The organism is Pseudarthrobacter sp. TAF60_1 (assembly GCF_052113505.1).
Taxonomy (GTDB): domain Bacteria; phylum Actinomycetota; class Actinomycetes; order Actinomycetales; family Micrococcaceae; genus Arthrobacter.
Genome location: NZ_JBFRDI010000011.1, coordinates 111,597 through 131,044 on the forward strand (window position 1 = coordinate 111,597; position 19,448 = coordinate 131,044).

17 protein-coding genes are annotated in these 19,448 nt (G+C 64.5%); 16 read left to right on the top strand and 1 reads right to left on the bottom strand.

Annotated features, from left to right (window positions below):
- Positions 1-155 precede the first annotated feature (155 nt).
- The 16 genes from iolC to AB4Y73_RS13870 all read left to right on the top strand — a co-directional run bounded on the left by iolC (position 156) and on the right by AB4Y73_RS13870 (position 18,476).
- Positions 156-1,181 carry a 5-dehydro-2-deoxygluconokinase gene (gene iolC / locus AB4Y73_RS13795; protein ID WP_441872439.1) on the top strand — a complete coding sequence of 342 codons (1,026 nt, stop codon included), beginning with the start codon at positions 156-158 and terminating at the stop codon, positions 1,179-1,181.
- Positions 1,178-2,101, top strand: coding sequence for a Cgl0159 family (beta/alpha)8-fold protein (locus AB4Y73_RS13800; protein ID WP_441872440.1), 924 nt, complete (start codon positions 1,178-1,180; stop codon positions 2,099-2,101). Before iolC ends, AB4Y73_RS13800 begins: the two co-directional genes overlap by 4 nt.
- 26 nt (positions 2,102-2,127) lie before the next feature.
- Positions 2,128-4,056 (top strand): 3D-(3,5/4)-trihydroxycyclohexane-1,2-dione acylhydrolase (decyclizing), encoded by a 1,929-nt coding sequence (iolD, locus tag AB4Y73_RS13805; RefSeq protein ID WP_441872480.1) that lies wholly within the window; start codon positions 2,128-2,130, stop codon positions 4,054-4,056.
- 38 nt (positions 4,057-4,094) lie between these two features.
- Positions 4,095-5,609: a CoA-acylating methylmalonate-semialdehyde dehydrogenase gene (locus AB4Y73_RS13810; protein ID WP_441872441.1), complete on the top strand. Its 1,515-nt coding sequence runs from the start codon at positions 4,095-4,097 to the stop codon at positions 5,607-5,609.
- Between the two features lie 26 nt (positions 5,610-5,635).
- Positions 5,636-6,553 carry a sugar phosphate isomerase/epimerase family protein gene (locus AB4Y73_RS13815; protein ID WP_441872442.1) on the top strand — a complete coding sequence of 306 codons (918 nt, stop codon included), beginning with the start codon at positions 5,636-5,638 and terminating at the stop codon, positions 6,551-6,553.
- Between the two features lie 28 nt (positions 6,554-6,581).
- Positions 6,582-7,595 carry a Gfo/Idh/MocA family protein gene (locus AB4Y73_RS13820; RefSeq protein WP_441872443.1) on the top strand — a complete coding sequence of 338 codons (1,014 nt, stop codon included), beginning with the start codon at positions 6,582-6,584 and terminating at the stop codon, positions 7,593-7,595.
- Positions 7,596-7,689: 94 nt separating this feature from the next.
- Positions 7,690-8,565, top strand: coding sequence for a sugar phosphate isomerase/epimerase family protein (locus AB4Y73_RS13825; RefSeq protein WP_441872444.1), 876 nt, complete (start codon positions 7,690-7,692; stop codon positions 8,563-8,565).
- Positions 8,562-10,007 carry a sugar porter family MFS transporter gene (locus tag AB4Y73_RS13830; protein WP_441872445.1) on the top strand — a complete coding sequence of 482 codons (1,446 nt, stop codon included), beginning with the start codon at positions 8,562-8,564 and terminating at the stop codon, positions 10,005-10,007. Before AB4Y73_RS13825 ends, AB4Y73_RS13830 begins: the two co-directional genes overlap by 4 nt.
- A gap of 250 nt (positions 10,008-10,257) precedes the next feature.
- A complete protein-coding gene (locus AB4Y73_RS13835; protein WP_441872446.1) occupies positions 10,258-11,259 on the top strand; it encodes a substrate-binding domain-containing protein in 1,002 nt (333 codons plus the stop codon).
- Positions 11,260-11,323: 64 nt separating this feature from the next.
- Positions 11,324-12,373 (top strand): ABC transporter permease, encoded by a 1,050-nt coding sequence (locus AB4Y73_RS13840; protein WP_441872447.1) that lies wholly within the window; start codon positions 11,324-11,326, stop codon positions 12,371-12,373.
- Positions 12,374-12,385: 12 nt separating this feature from the next.
- Entirely contained in the window at positions 12,386-13,312 is a 927-nt protein-coding gene (locus AB4Y73_RS13845) for an ATP-binding cassette domain-containing protein (protein ID WP_441872448.1), read from the top strand.
- Positions 13,313-13,416: 104 nt separating this feature from the next.
- Positions 13,417-14,415, top strand: a complete 999-nt coding sequence (locus AB4Y73_RS13850; protein ID WP_441872449.1) for a Gfo/Idh/MocA family oxidoreductase — start codon at positions 13,417-13,419, stop codon at positions 14,413-14,415.
- Positions 14,412-15,470: a Gfo/Idh/MocA family protein gene (locus AB4Y73_RS13855; RefSeq protein WP_441872450.1), complete on the top strand. Its 1,059-nt coding sequence runs from the start codon at positions 14,412-14,414 to the stop codon at positions 15,468-15,470. The genes AB4Y73_RS13850 and AB4Y73_RS13855 overlap by 4 nt, the downstream gene beginning before the upstream one ends.
- 67 nt (positions 15,471-15,537) lie before the next feature.
- Positions 15,538-16,632 (top strand): Gfo/Idh/MocA family oxidoreductase, encoded by a 1,095-nt coding sequence (locus AB4Y73_RS13860; protein ID WP_441872451.1) that lies wholly within the window; start codon positions 15,538-15,540, stop codon positions 16,630-16,632.
- Positions 16,632-17,417, top strand: coding sequence for a TIM barrel protein (locus AB4Y73_RS13865; RefSeq protein ID WP_441872452.1), 786 nt, complete (start codon positions 16,632-16,634; stop codon positions 17,415-17,417). Before AB4Y73_RS13860 ends, AB4Y73_RS13865 begins: the two co-directional genes overlap by 1 nt.
- A 24-nt stretch (positions 17,418-17,441) precedes the next feature.
- Positions 17,442-18,476: a Gfo/Idh/MocA family oxidoreductase gene (locus AB4Y73_RS13870; RefSeq protein WP_441872453.1), complete on the top strand. Its 1,035-nt coding sequence runs from the start codon at positions 17,442-17,444 to the stop codon at positions 18,474-18,476.
- Positions 18,477-18,539: 63 nt separating this feature from the next.
- Here AB4Y73_RS13870 and iolB read toward each other — a convergent pair whose 3' ends face one another.
- Positions 18,540-19,433: a 5-deoxy-glucuronate isomerase gene (iolB, locus tag AB4Y73_RS13875; protein WP_441872454.1), complete on the bottom strand. Its 894-nt coding sequence runs from the start codon at positions 19,431-19,433 to the stop codon at positions 18,540-18,542.
- Positions 19,434-19,448: the final 15 nt, after the last annotated feature.

The window sequence follows — 19,448 nt, forward strand, 5'->3', positions numbered from 1 at the left end:
TACGTTCCGTTGTAAAGATGTCAGTACAAACCTTTGACAGGACATGAATATTGGTGCAGAGTAGTGGTTGTGGCCCCGCTCACGTGCGGTCCGACCCAGATACCGGAGCTCTCACTGACCCGCAAGAGTTCACAACAGAAAGGTCCGCGATTACCGTGACCCATGAACTGCTCACGATCGGGCGCATCAGCGTTGATATCTACCCGAACGATATTGGGGTGGACCTGGAGGACGTGCAGTCCTTCGGCAAGTACCTCGGGGGCTCACCCTCGAACGTAGCGGTGGCAGCTGCCCGCCATGGCCGCCGAACCGGCGTGATCACCCGCACCGGCGACGACGCCTTCGGCACTTACCTGCACCGAGAGCTGCGCAAATTCGGCGTGGACGATCAGTTCGTCACCCCCGTGAAAGAGTGGCCTACCGCGGTGACTTTTTGTGCCATCAAGCCGCCGGATGACTTCCCGCTGTACTTCTATGGCCGGTTCCCCACCGCGCCCGACCTTCAGATCAAGGCCGAAGAGCTCGACCTGGACGCCATCCGGAAGGCGCGGATCTTCTGGTCAACCGTGACCGGACTGTGCCAGGAGCCGAGCCGTGAAGCGCACCTCAAGGCCCATGAAGCCAGGGACCGCGACCAGCTGAAGATCGGCCAGTTCACGGTCCTGGACCTTGACTACCGGCCCATGTTCTGGGCTTCTGAGGAGGAAGCCCGGGGCGAGATTGCCAAGATCCTGCCGCATGTCACGGTTGCCATCGGTAACGACAAGGAGTGCGCTGTCGCGGTGGGGGAGGGAACCCCTGACGAGCAGGCCGACCGCCTGCTGGCCACCGGTGTGGAGATCGCCGTGGTGAAGCTCGGCCCCGAAGGCGTAATGGCGAAGACCCGCACGGAGCGCGTGGTCTCCGCCCCGGTGAAGGTGGAGACCGTCAACGGCCTGGGGGCCGGCGATTCCTTTGGCGGAGCTTTCTGCCATGGCCTGCTGGCCGGCTGGCCGCTCGCTGAAGTGCTGGACTTTGCCAACGCGGCGGGTGCCATAGTCGCCTCACGTCTTTCCTGTGCTGATGCAATGCCGACGCCGGATGAAGTCACCTCGCTGCTTGCCGAACGCGGCCGCCTGGTGCCTGCGTTTGCCGGTGCCGCGACGCCCCGTGAAGCAGTTTCCGAAGGAGCAGCGTCATGAGCCTCACCGACGACCCGCGCCGTTATGAGCACCTCAGCGCACTGCGGCTCGAAGACCCCGATGCCGTTGCCAGGGCTGCCGCCTCGCGCCGCCGTCATCCCGGCCTGAAGTATGGGGTCCAGAACTTTATTGTCGCCGCCGACCACCCGGCCCGCGGTGCCCTCGCCGTCGGCAGCAACGCGGTGGCCATGGCCGACCGGCGTGGTTTGCTGGACCGGCTGCAGATCGCCCTGGCGAACCCCGCCGTGGACGGAGTCCTGGCATCCCCGGACGTGCTGGATGACCTGCTCCTTCTCGGTGCGCTGGACGGCAAGCTAGTCTTCGGCTCCATGAACCGCGGCGGACTGTCCGGGCTGGTCAACGAGATCGATGACCGCTTCACCGGTCACACCGCCGTCGCCTTGGCAGCACTGGGCGCTGATGGCGGCAAAATGCTCACGAGGATTTGCCTGGGCGACCCGGATACTGCGGCCATTTTGGAAGCGACGGCGAAGGCCATTGATTCGCTGGCCGAGCGTAAGCTGATCGCCATGGTGGAGCCGTTCCTGTCTTCGTGGCAGAACGGCAGGGTCCGCAATGACTTGAGCACCGATGCCGTGATCAAATCCGTGGCGATCGCCGAGGGGTTGGGATCCACCAGCGCATACACCTGGATGAAGCTGCCTGTTGTGGCCGAGATGGAGCGCGTGATGGCCGCGACCACCATGCCCACGGTTCTACTTGGCGGGGACCCGGAAGGCACGCAGGACGAGGTGTTTGCCAGCTGGCAGGCAGCCCTGGCGCTGCCAGGCGTCCAAGGCCTGACCGTAGGCAGGACGCTGCTTTACCCGGCCGACGGCGACGTGGCGGGAGCCGTGGCAACCGCAGCCTCCCTGCTCAAGACACCTGTGCTGCAGTCCACAGCGAAAGTATCGGAGTGAATATCGTGGGAACAGCAAACCGCAGAATGACCGTGGCCCAGGCCGTCGTCGAATACCTGTCCAAGCAGTACACCGTGGATTCCATCGGAGGCCAGGAGTTCCGGGAGCGCCTGATTCCGGGCACGTTCGGGATCTTCGGGCACGGCAACGTCGCCGGCGTGGGGCAGGCCCTGAAGCAGTACCAGCAGCTGGATCCGGCGATCATGCCCTACTACCAGGGCCGCAATGAGCAGGCGCAATCGCACCAGGCCGTGGGCTACGCCCGCCATACCCGCCGCCGCCAGACCTTCGCCATCAGCACCTCGATCGGTCCTGGTTCCTCAAACCTGCTGACCGGCGCGGCGCTGGCCACCACCAACCGACTGCCCGTGCTGCTGCTGCCGTCCGACACCTTCGCCACCCGCGCCGCGGATCCGGTCCTGCAGCAGCTGGAGCAGCCCTACGCCTACGACATCACCGTCAACGATGCGTTCCGGCCGCTGTCCAAGTTCTTCGACCGGGTCTCCCGGCCCGAGCAGCTGTTCTCCGCGTTCCACCACGGCCTGCGGGTGCTGACGGATCCGGCCGAGACCGGCGCCGTGACCATCTCGCTGCCGCAGGATGTCCAGGCCGAGGCGTTTGATGTTCCCGAAGAATTCCTCGCCGAACGCGAGTGGCGCATCCGCCGCCCCGACGCCGACGACGAGGACATCCGCCGTGCCGCGGAGGCCATCCGCGCCGCGAAACGTCCGCTGATCATCGCCGGCGGTGGCGTGCTCTACGCCTACGCCAGCGACGAACTGGCGAAGTTCGTGGAGCTGACCGGCATTCCGGTGGGCAACACGCAGGCCGGCGTCGGCGTACTGCCCTGGGACCACCAGTTCTCCCTCGGCGCGATCGGCTCTACCGGTACGACGGCGGCGAACGCCATCGCTGCCGACGCGGACCTGATCATCGGCATCGGCACCCGCTACGAGGACTTCACCACGGCGTCGCGGACAGCGTTCCAGAACCCGGACGTGCGCTTCATCAACATCAATGTCGCCGCTATCGACGCGTACAAGCACGGCACCACGCTGCCGATCGTGGCCGATGCCCGCAAAGCACTGGTCAAGCTCAACGCAGCGCTCGGCGGCTACCGCGTGGGCGCGGACCTGGAACAGCAGGTCGCGGACGAGAAGCAGCGCTGGGACGCCACCGTCGATGAAGCCTTCGATACCCGTTTCACCCCTTTGCCTGCCCAGAACGAAATCATCGGTGCGGCATCCCGGGCCATGGATGCGGCCGACGTCGTCATCTGCGCGGCCGGATCGCTGCCCGGTGATCTGCACAAGATGTGGCGGGTGCGGGACCCGTTCGGATACCACGTGGAATACGCCTACTCCTGCATGGGCTACGAAATTCCGGGCGGACTGGGCGTGAAGCGTGCGGCGCTGGCCGAAGCCGCGCGCGGTGGCGAACAGCGGGACGTCGTGGTCATGGTGGGGGACGGCTCCTACCTGATGATGCACACTGAACTGGTCACCGCCGTCGCGGAACGCATCAAGCTGATTGTGGTCCTGATCCAGAACCACGGCTACGCCTCCATTGGCTCCCTGTCCGAATCGCTGGGCTCACAGCGGTTTGGCACCCAGTATCGGGCGCTGAACGAGCAACAGCACAGCTTCGACGAAGGCGAGACCCTTCCCGTGGACCTGGCCCTCAACGCCGAAAGCCTTGGCGTGAAGGTGGTCAGGATCGAACCGGGGGAGAAAGTCATCGCCGAACTTGAACAAGCCATCCGCGACGCCAAAGCAGCACCGGAACGCGGGGGACCCATCCTGATCCACGTCGAATCCGATCCGCTGCTGGATGCACCCAGCTCCGAGTCCTGGTGGGACGTCCCTGTCTCGCAGGTCTCCCACCTGGAGTCCACCAAGCAGGCCTTCAAAACCTACAGCGACCACAAGAATCGCCAGCGCAAGCTGCTCGGCTAACACCCACCACTTCTCACGCCAACTCAAGGAAGAGTCCCATGACTGCCACCACCACTGAGACCACCACCATCAACCACTTCATCAACGGCGCCGAAACCGGCGGTGAGGGCAACCGCACCCAGCCTGTCTACAACCCCGCCACCGGCGCCGTCTCAGCCCAGCTGCGTCTGGCCAACCGGGCGGACCTTGACGCCACCGTCGCCGCAGCCCGAGCCGCCGCCGACACCTGGGGCGATATTTCCTTGGCCAAGCGCACCGCCGTGCTGTTCAAGTTCCGTGAACTCGTCGCCGCCCACGTGGATGACCTCGCCGAACTGATCACCGCAGAGCACGGCAAGGTCCTCTCCGACGCGAAGGGCGAGATCGGCCGCGGCCTGGAAGTCATCGAGTTCGCCTGTGGCATCCCCACCCTGCTCAAGGGCGACTACTCGGACCAGGTCTCCACCGGCATCGACGTCTTCTCCTTCCGCGAGCCGCTCGGCGTCGTTGCCGGCATCACCCCGTTCAACTTCCCGGTCATGGTGCCGCTGTGGATGGCACCGATGGCCATCGCCACGGGCAACGCCTTCATCCTCAAGCCCTCCGAGCGCGACCCGTCCGCCTCCATGCTGCTGGCCAAGCTCTGGAAGCAGGCAGGACTGCCCGATGGCGTCTTCCAGGTCCTGCACGGCGACAAGGAAACCGTCGACGGGCTCCTGACCCACCCGGACGTGGACGGCATCTCCTTCGTCGGTTCCACCCCGATCGCGCAGTACGTCCACGAAACCGCAACCAAGCACGGCAAGCGTGTCCAAGCCCTTGGCGGGGCGAAGAACCACGCCATCGTGATGCCCGACGCCGATCTCGACAACGCTGCCGACCACCTCGCAGCAGCCGCCTTCGGCTCCGCAGGTGAGCGCTGCATGGCCATCTCCGTGGCCGTGGCAGTCGGCGATGCCGCAGACCTGATCGTCAAGAAAGTCGAAGAACGCGCCGTCGCCGTGAAGGTTAACAACGGCACCGAGCCCGGTGCCGAAATGGGCCCGGTGATCACCCCGGCGTCCAAGGAACGCATCGTCAGGATCGTCACCGAAGCCGAAGCTGCCGGTGCCGCGATGGTGGTGGACGGCCGCGACCTAGTGGTTCCCGGCCACGAAGACGGCTTCTGGGTTGGCCCGACCGTCCTGGACCATGTGAAGACCGAAATGACCGCCTACACGGAGGAAATCTTCGGACCGGTGCTCGTCGTCGTCCGCGTCCCGGACCTGGAGTCCGGCATCAAACTGATCAACGCCAACCCGTACGGCAACGGCACCGCCATCTTCACGTCCTCCGGCGCGAACGCCCGCGCGTTCCAGCGCTCCGTCACCGTGGGCATGATCGGCATCAACGTGCCCCTGCCCGTCCCCGTGGCCTACCACTCCTTCGGCGGCTGGAAAGCCTCACTCTTCGGTGACAAGCACATCTATGGCCCCGAAGGCGTCTCCTTCTACACCCGCGGCAAGGTCGTCACGTCCCGCTGGCCAGAGCCGACCCACGCCTCGGGCGCCTCCTACAACTTCCCGTCCAACTGACCCTTCGCGAAGAAAGACACCGTGTCATGACTGACGTCGAGAACAAGCTGATCATCGGCACCGCCCCGGACTCCTGGGGTGTCTGGTTCCCGGATGATCCCCAGCAGACGCCGTGGGAGCGCTTCTTGGATGAAGTGGCTGAGTCCGGCTACAAGTGGATCGAACTGGGCCCGTACGGCTACCTGCCCAACGATCCCACCCGACTTGCCGAGGAACTCAAACAACGCGATCTCAAGGTCACGGCGGGAACGGTCTTCACTGCCTTCCACCGTGGCGCCAAACAATACGAGGAAGCGTGGGAGCCGGCCCGTAAGGTCGCCGAACTGACCGCCGCCATGGGCGGCGAACACATCGTGGTCATCCCGGCCATGTGGCGTGACGATGTTACCGGCGAAGCGGTCGAAAGCGGCCAGCTCACTGAGGCGGCATGGGCCGACCTGTTCGAAGGCCACAACCGCATGGGCAAGGTCCTGCTGGAGGACTTCGGCCTGAAGCAGCAGTTCCACTCCCACGCGGACTCACACGTCGGTGCCCAGCAGGACATCGAAACCCTGCTGGCCGCCACGGACCCGAAGTACCTCAACCTTTGCCTGGACACCGGTCACGCCGAATACTGCGGTGCGTCCAGCCTTGAGTTGATCAAAAACTACCCGGACCGCATCGGCTACCTGCACCTGAAGCAGATCAACCCGGACATCCTGAAGAAGGTCAACGAGGAAAACATGACCTGGGCTGCGGCCAACTTGGCCGGCGTCATGACGGAGCCGCCCAATGGCCTGCCGGACCTGCGTGCTGTCATCGACGCTGTGGAGGCCCTCAACCGTCCGATCTTCGGCATCGTGGAACAGGACATGTACCCCGTAGCCTTCGACGTCCCGATGCCTATCGCCAAACGCACCCGCAACTACCTGCTCTCCTGTGGCTCTCGCACGCGGGTCCAGTAACCAGCCCCACCTCACAAAGGACAGAACAATGACTGACATTCTCCGCGTGGCCGTGATCGGCGCAGGACGCATGGGAGCGGACCACATCAAGCGGCTTAGCACGCGCATCCATGGAGCCGAAGTAGCTGCCGTCGTCGACGTCGACCTCGCCCGGGCGCAGGCAGCCATAGAAGGTATCGACGGCGCGGTGGCTCTCGCCAGTGCCGAAGAAGCCCTCAACAACGGCGACGTTAACGCCGTGCTGATCGCGACCCCGGGCTTCCTGCATGAGGAAATCCTGTACAAGGCGCTCGAGAAGGATTTCCCCATCCTCTGTGAAAAGCCGCTCACGCCCGATGCCGAAAGCGCCTGGAAAGTGGTCCAGGCAGAAACAGCACTGGGCCACAAGCGCATCCAGGTCGGCTTTATGCGCCGCTTCGACGCGGAATACTCAGCTCTGGGTTCGATCATCCGCAACAGCGAACTGGGGGAGCTGCTGATGCTGCACCACCAGCACCGCAACCCGAGCACCCCCGAGGGCTTCACCAACGAGATGCTCATCAACGACTCCGTAGTCCACGAGTTCGATGCGATCCGCTACTTCACCGGTGAGGAAATCACTTCCGTCCAGGTCCGCCTCGGCAAAGCCACCCGGAACGCACCCAGAGGCCAGCACGATCCCCAGCACGTCCTGCTGGAGACCGAATCGGGTGTCCTGGCCGACGTCGAAATCTACGTCAACGCCAAGTTCGGCTATCAGGTGGCCACGCAGGCTTCGTTCGAGGACGGCATCGTCAGTATCGGCGGGGACAGCGGACCATACGTCCAGTCGGCCGGCAAGTGGGGCGGGAAAATTACGCCCGGGTTCGAGGACCGCTTCGGTGCAGCGTACGACGTCGAGGTGCAGGCTTGGGCAGACGCCGCCCGCCGGGGCGACATCGGAGGCCCCACCGCCTGGGACGGTTACGCCACCGCTGCCTGCTGCGAAGCCGGCGTGGAGGCCCAGAAATCGGGCGAAAAGGTCAAGGTCCAGCTCAACACCAAGCCCGGCCTGTACACATAGCATCTGGTTGGACCGCAGGCGGCCTGCCGGCAGCAGACCGGCAGGCCGCCTTCGCACGCACCATCGTAGTTTTCCGAACCACAAAGGAGTGACCATGAAGATCGCCCTGGACCCCACCCCGTTCCATCACAGCCACAGCCTGCTGGAATTTCCGCGCGTGGCCGCCGACCTTGGGTACAAGTACCTGCAGCTGACCCCGCACGCAGACATGATCCCGTTCTATAACCACCCCAAGGCCGACGATGAACTGGTGGCGCAGCTGAACAAAGCATGCACGGACGCCGGCGTGGAAATCGCCTCGGTGCTTCCTGTCCTGCGCTGGTCGGGCCCGGATGAGGATGCCCGCGAAGCAGCAGTCCGCTACTGGAAGCGTGCCATCCAGATCACCGTGGACCTCGGCGTCAGCACCATGAACACCGAATTCAGCGGCCGGCCCGAGAAAGCCGAAGAGTCCGAGCGCGCCTTCTACCGCTCCATGGAGGAGCTGCTGCCGATCATCGAGCGTGAAGGCTTGGATATCCTGATCGACCCGCACCCTGACGACTTCGTCGAAGACGGCCTGGCCGCCATCCGCGTAATCCGTGGCGTGAACTCGCCAAACATCGGCATGGTCTACGTGGCCTCGCACTCGTTCCACATGGGCAACAAACCATTGGAGATTATGCGGGCCGCCGGGGATAAGCTTCGCCTGGTCCATGTCTCGGACACGATGGATCACCACGCGTCCCACGGGCTGCGCTACATCACCAACCCGCCCGGAAACGCTGTCCGCGTCCACCAGCACCTGAAAATCGGCGACGGCGACGTCAATTGGGATGAGTTCTTTGGCGGGCTCAAGGAAATCGGCTTCCTGGACGGGGAAAACACGGTGATGGTTTCCAGCGTCTTCGCCGAGGACGAGAACGCTGAGGACGTGTCCCGCTACCAACTGGAGACGATGAAGCAGTACGTCCAAAAGGTGAGCGTATGAGTGCCCCTGTCCCTGCGGATACCAGAACCCAGCCCGGCAACCACAAGAGAGCCCTCCGGACGGTCACCATTATCTCCACGTTCGGCGGCCTCCTCTTCGGCTATGACACCGGCGTGATCAACGGCGCCTTGCCGTACATGCAGGAGGACCTGGGCCTCACACCGCTGACCGAGGGCCTGGTGACGTCGTCGTTGCTGTTCGGTGCAGCCTTCGGCGCACTGTTCGGAGGCCGCCTCGCGGACCGCAACGGCCGCCGCAAGATGATCATGGTCCTTGCCGTCATCTTCCTCGTGGGGACGCTGGCTTGCACCTTCGCGCCGAGCACCGAGATCATGATCGTGGCACGGTTCGTGCTGGGGCTGGCCGTGGGCGGCGCCTCCGTGACCGTCCCGGTGTACTTGGCCGAGGTGTCGCCCAGCGCCCGTCGCGGGCGGATCGTCACCCAGAACGAACTGATGATCGTCACCGGTCAGCTGCTTGCCTTCATTTTCAACGCGTACCTTGGCAACACCTTTGACGAAGCCGGCGGCATCTGGCGGTGGATGCTTGTCATCGCCACGCTCCCTGCCATTGCACTGTGGATCGGAATGAATGTCATGCCAGAGAGTCCGCGCTGGCTGGCTTCCATGGGCAGCTTCGGCGAAACGCTCAGCGTGCTGCAGCGTCTCCGTTCCCAGGAGGACGCGCGGACCGAGTTCGAGGACGTCAAGGCAATGGCCGTCGAGGACTACAAGTCCAAGATGGGCTCATGGAGAGACCTTGGCATCCCCTGGCTTCGGCGGATCTTCGTGGTGGGTATCGGCCTGGCCGTTCTCCAGCAGATCACCGGCGTGAACTCGATCATGTATTACGGCACCCAGATCCTTGCCCAGTCAGGGTTCGGACGTGAGGCCGCGCTGACGGCCAATATAGCCAACGGCATCATCTCCGTCCTGGCGACGTTCGTGGGGATCTGGCTTCTGGGGAAGGTGGGTCGCCGCAGGATGCTCGTCACCGGCCAGATAGGCACCACCAGCGCCCTGCTGCTGATTGGTCTTTTCTCATTGGTCCTGCCCGAAGGAACCGAACGGGGTTTCGTGATCCTGGCACTGACCGTCACATTCCTTGCCTTCCAGCAGGGTGCCATTTCTCCGGTCACGTGGCTGATGCTCTCCGAGATCTTCCCGCTCAAGATGCGCGGGCTGGGCATGGGAGCTTCCGCTTTTGTGCTGTGGATCGTGAACTTCCTTGTGGGATTTGGCTTCCCGCAGCTCCTCGCCGGGATTGGACTGTCCAACACCTTCTTCGTGTTTGCCGTGCTCGGGGTGGGCGCCATCGCTTTCGCCTCAAAGTATGTCCCGGAGACAAAGGACAAGAGCCTCGAGGACCTGGAGCACTACTTCAAGAACATCTCTGGCCGCGTGCCTGAGGCCGCGGCAACGGCCGGGGGCCGAACACCTTAGTGCCAACCTCAATACAAATCGCCAAAGGGGCGGTACCGCGTCACGTAGCGGTACTGCCCCTTGGCATGGGGGCCGATTCGGGGCGCCCTAACGGGGCTGGGACGCAAACAACCGGCCTCTATTACGTGTTTACATCCTAATGTCAGGACAAACTGTTGACATGTGTGCGCTAAGTCACCATGATCGATGTAGGCGTTATTCCAGAGGTTGCAAAGTGGCAGCCCGGAGCTCAGATCAAAGGAGATTCACGGTGGTAAAACTCTCTTGGCGTAAGGCGGCCCTGGTAGCGGCAGTCGTGCCGATGCTGGCATTGAGCGCATGTTCAAGTACAGGCGGCAAATCCCCGGACTCCGGCAACGCAGCCGGCGGCGGCCAGGCCGCCAGCACTCCCCGCATTAAGGTAGCGCTTGTTACTCATGCCGCCCCCGGGGACACCTTCTGGGACATCCTCCGCAAGGGTGCCGAGGAGGCGGCAGCGAAGGACAACGTGGAACTGCTCTATACTTCTGATCCCGAGGGCGGACGCCAGGCCCAGTTGATCCAGCAGGCAATCGACCAGAAGGTTGATGGCATCGCCGTGACCCTCGCCAAGCCGGACGCCCTTAAGGATGTCCTCAAAAAGGCTACTGACGCAGGTATCCCTGTTGTCAGCCTCAACTCCGGTGCCGACGTCTGGAAGCAGGTAGGTGCGTTCACCCACTTCGGCTCCGACGAAAACCTTGCCGGTGCCGCCGTTGGACAGAAGCTCTCATCCCTCGGAGCCAAGCACCCGATCTGCGTGATCATGGAGCAAGGCAACGTTGCACTGGATTCACGGTGTGCCGGTGTGAAGTCCAAGATCCCGGGCACGGAGAACCTGTTTGTCCAGGGAACTGATATGACGGCGGTGTCCTCCACAGTCACCGCGAAACTCCAGGCGACTCCTGACGCGGACGCCATCATCGGGCTGGGTGCACCGTTCACCCTGACCATCGACAAGGCGGTGGAGTCCCTGAACTTACAAAGCAAGGTCAAAGTGGCGTCATTCGACATGAACGGTGACCTGGCGCAGGCCATCATCGACGGCAAGGTGGCCTTCACGGTGGATCAGCAGCCCTGGCTGCAGGGTTACGGCGCAGTGGATGCCTTGTGGCAGGCAAAGCGTGGCGGCATTCACGTAGGCGGCGGCCTGGCAGTCCTCACTGGCCCGTCAATTATCGATCAGGCCGCCGCGCCGGACGTACTCAAATTCGCCAAGGAAGGCATCCGCTAAGGATGCTCTGAGCCGGGTTCCGGGGCCCTGGTGGCTCCGGAACCCGCCCGAGCAGGAGAAACCCATGACTCAGACCTTATCCAAGTCCCCCCTTCCCGTGGCCGATGAACGTATTGGCAAGCGCAACCCCCTTCAGAAGCTCCTCGGCCGCCCTGAGGTGGGCGCCTTGGTAGGTGCCATCGTTCTTTTTACCTTCTTTGCGGCCGTTTCCCAGACATTCATCCAGCCGGCGTCCATTGCTACCGTCCTGTACGGCAGCTCCACGATCGGGATCATGGCTGTGGGGGTGTCGTTGCTGATGATCGGGGGCGAGTTCGACCTCTCGACCGGTGTGGCCGTGATCAGTTCGGCGTTGACGGCGTCGATGTTCAGCTGGTATTTCACCACCAACGTGTGGGTCGGAGTCGTCCTGGCACTGCTGGTGTCCTTGGCCATCGGCTTCATCAACGGCTGGATCCTGATGAAGACCAAGCTGCCTAGCTTCATCGTTACGCTAGCGACCTTCCTCATGTTGACCGGCCTGAACCTCGGCCTGACCCGCCTGATCGGCGGCGGCGTGTCCTCACCCTCGATCTCGACGATGGACGGCTACAAGGCGGCGCAGGCGGTCTTCTCGTCCTCGGTAAACATCGGCGGAGTCGATGTGAAGAACACGGTGTTTATCTGGATCGCTTTGGTGGCCGTGGCCTCTTGGGTGTTGCTGCGGACCAAGGTGGGCAATTGGATCTTCGCTGTGGGTGGGGACGCCAACGCGGCCCGTGCCGTCGGGGTGCCGGTCAAGGCCACCAAGATTGGGCTGTTCATGGGCGTGGGCTTCTGCGGCTGGATCCTGGGCATGCACAACCTCTTCGCTTTCGACGCCGTGCAGTCCGGTGAGGGCGTGGGCAACGAGTTCCTCTACATCATCGCTGCAGTGATCGGCGGGTGCCTCCTGACCGGCGGCTACGGTTCCGCCGTTGGCGGAGCGATCGGTGCGTTCATCTTCGGCATGGCCAACAAGGGCATCGTTTACGCGCAGTGGAACCCGGACTGGTTCAAGTTCTTCCTGGGGCTGATGCTGCTGCTTGCCACCATTGTCAACCTCATCGTCAAACGCCGCGCGGAACTGAAGTAAGGGGACCCGAGAATGAACGTCCACGAGATCAACCAGCAAACGCTGCTCAAGAATGAAGCAGACCCCCTCACACACACCCCGGTGCACCTGCTCTCCCTCGAAGGCGTGGGCAAGCACTATGGCAATATCGTGGCGCTCAGCGACGTCACGATGGCCGTGGACAACGGACGCGTCACCTGCGTGCTGGGTGACAACGGCGCCGGGAAGTCCACCCTGATCAAGATCATCGCGGGCCTGCACCAGCACGACGCCGGGGTCCTCAACATCATGGGGGAGGAACGGAAGTTCAGTTCTCCACGGGACGCGCTCGACGCCGGCATCGCTACGGTATACCAGGACCTGGCTGTGGTCCCGCTGATGCCGATCTGGCGGAACTTCTTCCTCGGCTCCGAGCTCACCAGCGGGTTCGGTCCTTTCAAGAGCATGGATGTCCAGCAAATGAAGGACATCACGAAGAAGGAACTCGCCGAAATGGGCATCGACCTGCGCGACGTGGAACAGCCCATCGGCCAGCTCTCCGGCGGTGAACGCCAGTGTGTGGCGATCGCCCGGGCCGTGTACTTCGGTGCGAAGGTGCTGATCCTGGACGAGCCGACGGCGGCCCTGGGCGTGAAGCAGTCAGGCGTGGTCCTCCGCTACATCCTCCAGGCCCGCGACCGCGGACTCGGGGTCATCTTCATCACCCACAACCCGCACCACGCCTTCCCCGTCGGGGACCGGTTCCTACTGCTCAAACGCGGCAAGTCCATCGGGTACTACGACAAAAAAGACATCACTCTCGACGAACTGACCGCGCAGATGGCCGGCGGCGCCGAACTCGCCGAACTCGCCCACGAACTCGAACAACTCGGCGGCCATAACGAGGCTCTCAAGGAAGTCCAGGCCGAAGTCGCCGAAGTCGCAGACACTGCCCCGGCCGGCGGCCCGAAACACGGCTAGCGGCGGCACCCGGCGGGGCGCTCCGGACATTCCTCCGGAGCACCCCGCCATGCTGTGCCAGGCATCCGCACCACGCACGCGAGACGTACACGAAGGGAAACATCATGGCGATCCGGGTAGGCGTCATCGGCGCCGGAATCATGGGCGCGGACCACATCAGGAATCTTTCCACCACCATCGGCGGCGCCGAAGTCACCTTTGTGGCGGATCTCGACGCCGACCGTGCCGCCGCGGGAGCGCCGCCGTCGGCCCGTATCACCACTGACCCATCGGAGCTGATCCACTCCAGCGAGGTGGACGCCGTTGTGGTTGCCTCCCACGACTCCACCCACGCCGGCCTGGTCCTGGAATGCTTTGAGGCGATGACTCCGGTGCTGTGCGAAAAACCGCTGGCACCCACCCTCCTGGAAAGCCTTGAAGTGGTGGCCGCGGACGCCGACCTGGTGGCCGCAACGGGAGCGTCCCTGCTCTCCCTGGGCTTTATGCGGCGCTTCGACCCGGGCTATGTGGCACTGCGGCAGGCCGTGCAGGGCCGGGCGCAGGGCGAGCCCCTGATGGTCCATTGCATCAGCCGGAATGCCTCCGCAGCTCCCGGAGCCACCGCCGAATCGGCCATCACCAACTCTGCCATCCACGAATTGGACATCATTCCCTGGCTGCTGGACTCGCCCATCACCGAAGTTTCATGGCTGGCCGGAAAGAGCACCCGGAACGCGGAAGGCGGACTGCGGGACCCCGCATTCATGACGCTCCGCACCGCGGACGGAACCCTCACCACGCTGGAGCTGTTCCTCAACGCGCAGTACGGCTACACCACCCGCTGCGAGGTTGTTTCGGAACGCGGCACCGCGGCCCTGCATGATCCGGCCCTGCTGCTTTCTGAACAAGAGGGAACCAAACAGGAAAAGCTACCTGCGGACTGGCGTCCCCGGTTCGCGGATGCGTACCGGCTGCAGCTGCAGGCCTGGATTTCTGCGCTCGCCGCCGGAGAGAAGCCTTCTCTGGCCGGCGCGCAGGACGGCCTCAACGCCTCGCTTGTTGCCCAGGCCATGATCCAGTCGCTGCAGAGCGACGGTGCAGCGACGAAAGTCAGCTACGCATGAGAGCCACAGCACTCCCACAGTCCCGAGTCCCCGAATCCCGTGACGCCCCCCTGCTGCGTTGGGGAATTATGGGCCCTGGCTGGATTGCCGAACGCTTCACCGAATCCATCCAGGCGCACACCGGGCAGGTGATCGCCGCCGTCGGGTCGCGGTCGCTGAGCCGGTCCAAAGCCTTCGCGGAAACCTACACTGTGCCCGCGGCCTACGGCAGCTATGAGGAAATGGCCGCTTCTCCGGATATCGACATCGTCTACGTGTGCACCCCGCACACCGGCCACCACGCGGCCGCGGTGTTGGCCATCGACGCCGGAAAGCACGTCCTGATCGAAAAGCCGATCGGACTCAATGCGGACCAGGCGCGGGACATCGCGGCCCGGGCCGACGCCGCCGGGGTGTTCGCCGCGGAGGCCATGTGGACGTTTTTCCTGCCGAAGTTTGATGTCATCCGCCAAATCCTCGACGCCGGCACTCTGGGAACCATCACCACCGTCGTCGCGGAATACGGTGAACACTTCGACCCCTCCCACCGCATCTTCAACCCGGAACTGGCGGGCGGCCCGCTGCTTGATCTGGGCACCTACCCGCTGGCCCTGGTCACCGAGGTGCTGGGTAGCCCGCAGCAACTGGTCGCCCTGGGGCAGCCGCACGAATCCGGCGTCAACGCCCAACTGTCCGCCATCATGACGTTCGACGGGGGCGCCCAAGCCGTGGTGAACACCCACGTGCACAACTTCACGCCCACCGCCGCCATAGTGGTGGGATCCGAGGCAACGCTGACCATCGATGGCCCGTTCAACATGCCCGGCGGGTTCGAGGTCCGTTTCCCCGACGGCACACGACTGCGCCACGACGAGCCCCCCGGCGGCCACTTCGAAGGCCTGCACTACGAGGCCGCGGCGGTGGCACGCGCCATTGACGCCGGAAGCACGCGCGCCAGCCAACGGACGCTGGCGGCCTCCATCCGCACCATGGAAGTCGCCGACGAGATCCGCCGCCAGGTTGGCGTCGTATTTCCAGGCGTGCCGGCCAGTTCGGGCCGAACCGCCTGGCACTGAACCGCCCAGCACTGAACAGCCCGCCGCTCATACACACGCACGTTTCGACCCACTGAAAGGACAAGCCATGGCTTACCTCGCACAGAACTCCACTCCAGTCCCGGCCCCGGTACGCATCGGACTCATCGGTTCGGGCTGGATGGGCGCATTCCACGCGGAAAGCATTGCCCACCGTGTCCCGGACGCCACGCTCGCCGCCATCGCCGACCCCAACCTTGAATCCGCCGGGGCGCTTGCAGCCTCGCTCGGCACGGCAAAGGTCACGGCCAGCGCGGAGGACATCCTGGCCGATCCCGAGATCGACGCCGTCATCATCGCCAGCCCCGCCCGCTTCCATGCCGCCCTGACCGCGCAGGCAGCCGCCGCCGGAAAACACGTGTTCTGCGAAAAGCCCGCCGGCCAGGGACTCGACGAGCTCGATGCCGCACTCGCCGCGGTGGAGGCTGCCGGCGTGCACTTCCAGATCGGCTTCAACCGCCGGTACGCGGCCGACTTTCAGGCCGCCAAGCAGGACCTGGCCGCAGGGCTCGCCGGTCAGCCGCAACTCCTGCGCTCCCTCACGCGCGATCCGGGCAGCGGCAGCATCCCGAACGCTTCCCGCGTCCCCGCCTGGACTATCTTCCTGGAAACGCTCATCCACGACTTCGACACCCTCAACTGGTTCAACGAAGGTGCCGAACCCGTGGAGGTCTACGCGGTGGCGGACGCCCTGGTGGAACCCGGCCTCCGCGACCAAGGCTTCCTCGACACCGCCGTGGTTACCATCCGTTACAGCAACGGAGCCATCGCAGTGGCGGAGGCGAACTTCAGCGCCCTGTACGGCTATGACGTCCGCGGCGAGGTCTTCGGCTCCAAGGGCATGGTTCAGGCCGGCCGGGCCACGGAAACCGCGGCCCGGCGCTACACCGCGGACGGACTCGCTGCTGACACTCCGCGGCTCAACGTGGAGCTCTTCCGGGACGCCTACACCGACGAGCTCGCCGATTTTACCGCCGTGGTGAGGTCCCGACGCGACGGTACGCCGCCGCCGTCGGGCGATTTCGCCCTCACCCCGGGAACCGCAGATGCCCGCCGCGCCCTCGCCGTGGCACTGGCATGCATCGAATCCGTCAAACAGGGCGCCCCCGTGGCTGTCCCCGCGGCCGCCAAGGCAGGAGTCTGATGCGGCTGGCTGTCTGTGCGGAGATGGTGTTCACCGACCTGCCCTTCGCCGACCGGGTGCGGCGCATCCACGACGCCGGGTTCGACGTCGAGCTGTGGGACTCCCGCACCAAGGACCTGAAGGCACTCAAGGCCACCGGCGCGGTGTTTTCCTCCATGACCGGATACACCGCGGGCAGCCTGGTGGACCCCGGCACTGCCGACGACGTGGTCCGGACGGCTGAATCGCTGATTCCCACCGCCTTGGAGCTCGGGGTCAGCCGCATGGTGGTGCACTCCGCGGAACTGGTGGACGGCAAGGCGGCGCGTCCCCTTTTCCGCTCCACCGGCCGCATGTGGAGCACCGGTGCACGGACCCTGGAACGCCTCGGCGCACTGGGCGAGAAGTACGGCGTGACCTTCTGCCTGGAGAACCTCAACACCATCCTGGACCACCCCGGCATCCCGCTGGCCCGCGCAAAGGACACCGTGGCCCTCGTGGAAGCAGCCGGACACCCCAACGTTAAGCTCATGCTGGACCTCTACCACGCCCAGCTGGGGGAGGGGAACCTCATCGAACTAGTACGCACTGCCCTGCCGCACATCGGGGAAATCCAGGTGGCGGACGTGCCGGGCCGCTGCGAGCCCGGCACCGGTGAAATCAACTATCAGGCAGTCGCCCGGGCGCTCGCCGAGGCCGGATATGACGGAACAGTCGGCATGGAAGCCTGGGCCAGCGGCGACAGCGACGCGGCTCTGGAAGCTTTCCGGGCAGCTTTCACGGTCCAGCCCGCCGCGGTCCCTTAACTCAATTACCTGCGAAGGAACACTATGAAGGATGTCATTCTTGGCTTGGTTGGAGTGGGACGCATCGGTGTCATGCACGCCAACAACATCGCCTCCCTCAACGGGGTACTCAACCCGCGCGGCATCAACGTCCGGCTCAGGCTGACGGATGTTGCCGAAGACCACGCACGAAATACCGCGGCAGGCCTCGGCGCCGAGTTCCTGCCCTCCGTGGCGGACCTGATCTCCTCCGGAATTGACGGTTTGGTTATCGCGACGGGGACAGGGACCCACCCGGAACTCATCCGTGCGGGGGTGGACGCCGGCGTTCCGGTTTTCTGCGAAAAGCCGGTGGCCATGAATGTGGCCGATGCGCTGCCGGTCCTGGACTACATCAGGGACAATAACGGTGTGGTCCAGATCGGTCACCAGCGCCGGTTCGACGCGGGTTACCTGGAGGCCAGGCGTGCCTACCAGGCCGGTGAACTGGGCTGGATCCACTCGCTGCGCGCGGTCACCTGCGACATGACGCCGCCGCCAGTGGAATTCCTGGCCACGTCCGGTGGCCTGTTCCGCGACTGCTCAGTCCACGATTTCGACATCCTGCGCTGGCTGACCGGCCGCGAGATCGTGGAGGTCTATGCGAAGGGTTCCAACAACGGTGACCCGGCCATCGGCGAAGTGGGTGACGTGGACACGGCCCTCGCCGTAATAACGTTCGACGACGGCACCGTGGGAACGGTCTCCGCCAGCCGTTACAACGGGGCGGGCCACGATGTCCGGCTGGAGATCCAAGGGTCCAGCCGGTCGGTCATGGTTGGCCTGGACGGCAAGTCCGCCCTGGCCTCCGCGGAAGCCGGAGTCGACTTCCCCGGCGGGGAACCGCACAGGACCTTCGCCGAGCGCTTCGACCAGGCCTACCGCTCCGAGATGGAGGCATTTGTGGAGCTGATCCTGGGGGAGCGGGAGAACCCGTGCACGCCCGAGGACGCGGTGGCAGCATCCCGGGTGGCCGATGCCGCCCAGGAGTCGCTGGCCACGGGTGCGCCGGTCAAGGTGGCACTCAAAGTGGCCCGCTGACCGTACCCCCGTTAGACACAATGCCCCGCCGGAATCAGTTCCGGCGGGGCATTGTTTTGATCTCTACGCTGTAAATGGCAGCCGGGGGTCGATGTCCAGTCCGTCCCAGCTCTGCCGCACCCAGCCATGGTGGGGGTCGTCGCTGATGAGCCACTCGCGCACCGGACCGGGACCAGCCATGACGTTGAGGTAATACATGTCGTAGCCCGGTGCCGCCATGGCGGGGCCATGCCAGCCATAGGGGACCAGTACAACATCACCGGTGCGCACTTCGGCGGACACGTCGATGGGGCGGTCATCCGAGGCATATACGCGCTGGTAGCCGATGGCGTCGGCGTCGGCAGGTGCGCCGGAGCCGGCGGCAACCTGAGTCTCGAAGTAGTAGATCTCCTCGAGGTGAGTTTCGCCGTCCTTTTCCTCATCGTGCTTGTGCGGGGGATAGGAGGACCAGTTGCCGGCGGGCGTGATGACCTCGCAGACAATAAAGCGGTCTGCCTCCAGCGCCGCAGGGGTGCCAAAATTGTGGACCTGGCGGGAGCAGTTGCCTGCGCCGCGCAGTTCCACTGGCGTCTCAGCAGCCGTGACGAGGCGGGTGGGGTACGAGGCCTGCGCCGGGGCGGTTGCGACGGCCACGCGGCCGCCGTCGGCTGAGCTGATGGTGACCGACTTTCCGATGCCTGAGTACAGGACGTCGCTGGGACCGTGGAACACCGAGGCCCGCCCGGCGAGGGGGTAACCCACACCGTCCACGGTGACGGTGAAAGAGCCGTTCAGCGGAACCACGATCCGTTCCTCGCCGGTAGCGGGAAGTTCGATGGCGGCGCCCGCCGTGAGGGTGGCGACCTTCAGGCCCGTGTGGGCCCAGCCGTCCACGGCCGTGGCGGAATCGGATGTTCCGAGCGAGATGTCCCAGTCGCCGTCCGTGGCAGTACCGAGGGGGTAGACCCAGTTGGTCATGGCAGAAGTCCTTGC

Bases quoted from the DNA above. Each gene is read 5' to 3' on its own strand.
- AB4Y73_RS13800 (WP_441872440.1), top strand. From the start codon at position 1,178: ATGAGCCTCACCGACGACCCGCGCCGTTATGAGCACCTCAGCGCACTG.
- iolD (WP_441872480.1), top strand. From the start codon at position 2,128: ATGACCGTGGCCCAGGCCGTCGTCGAATACCTGTCCAAGCAGTACACC.
- AB4Y73_RS13810 (WP_441872441.1), top strand. From the start codon at position 4,095: ATGACTGCCACCACCACTGAGACCACCACCATCAACCACTTCATCAAC.
- AB4Y73_RS13815 (WP_441872442.1), top strand. From the start codon at position 5,636: ATGACTGACGTCGAGAACAAGCTGATCATCGGCACCGCCCCGGACTCC.
- AB4Y73_RS13820 (WP_441872443.1), top strand. From the start codon at position 6,582: ATGACTGACATTCTCCGCGTGGCCGTGATCGGCGCAGGACGCATGGGA.
- AB4Y73_RS13825 (WP_441872444.1), top strand. From the start codon at position 7,690: ATGAAGATCGCCCTGGACCCCACCCCGTTCCATCACAGCCACAGCCTG.
- AB4Y73_RS13830 (WP_441872445.1), top strand. From the start codon at position 8,562: ATGAGTGCCCCTGTCCCTGCGGATACCAGAACCCAGCCCGGCAACCAC.
- AB4Y73_RS13840 (WP_441872447.1), top strand. From the start codon at position 11,324: ATGACTCAGACCTTATCCAAGTCCCCCCTTCCCGTGGCCGATGAACGT.
- AB4Y73_RS13845 (WP_441872448.1), top strand. From the start codon at position 12,386: ATGAACGTCCACGAGATCAACCAGCAAACGCTGCTCAAGAATGAAGCA.
- AB4Y73_RS13850 (WP_441872449.1), top strand. From the start codon at position 13,417: ATGGCGATCCGGGTAGGCGTCATCGGCGCCGGAATCATGGGCGCGGAC.
- AB4Y73_RS13855 (WP_441872450.1), top strand. From the start codon at position 14,412: ATGAGAGCCACAGCACTCCCACAGTCCCGAGTCCCCGAATCCCGTGAC.
- AB4Y73_RS13860 (WP_441872451.1), top strand. From the start codon at position 15,538: ATGGCTTACCTCGCACAGAACTCCACTCCAGTCCCGGCCCCGGTACGC.
- AB4Y73_RS13865 (WP_441872452.1), top strand. From the start codon at position 16,632: ATGCGGCTGGCTGTCTGTGCGGAGATGGTGTTCACCGACCTGCCCTTC.
- AB4Y73_RS13870 (WP_441872453.1), top strand. From the start codon at position 17,442: ATGAAGGATGTCATTCTTGGCTTGGTTGGAGTGGGACGCATCGGTGTC.
- iolB (WP_441872454.1), bottom strand. From the start codon at position 19,433: ATGACCAACTGGGTCTACCCCCTCGGTACTGCCACGGACGGCGACTGG.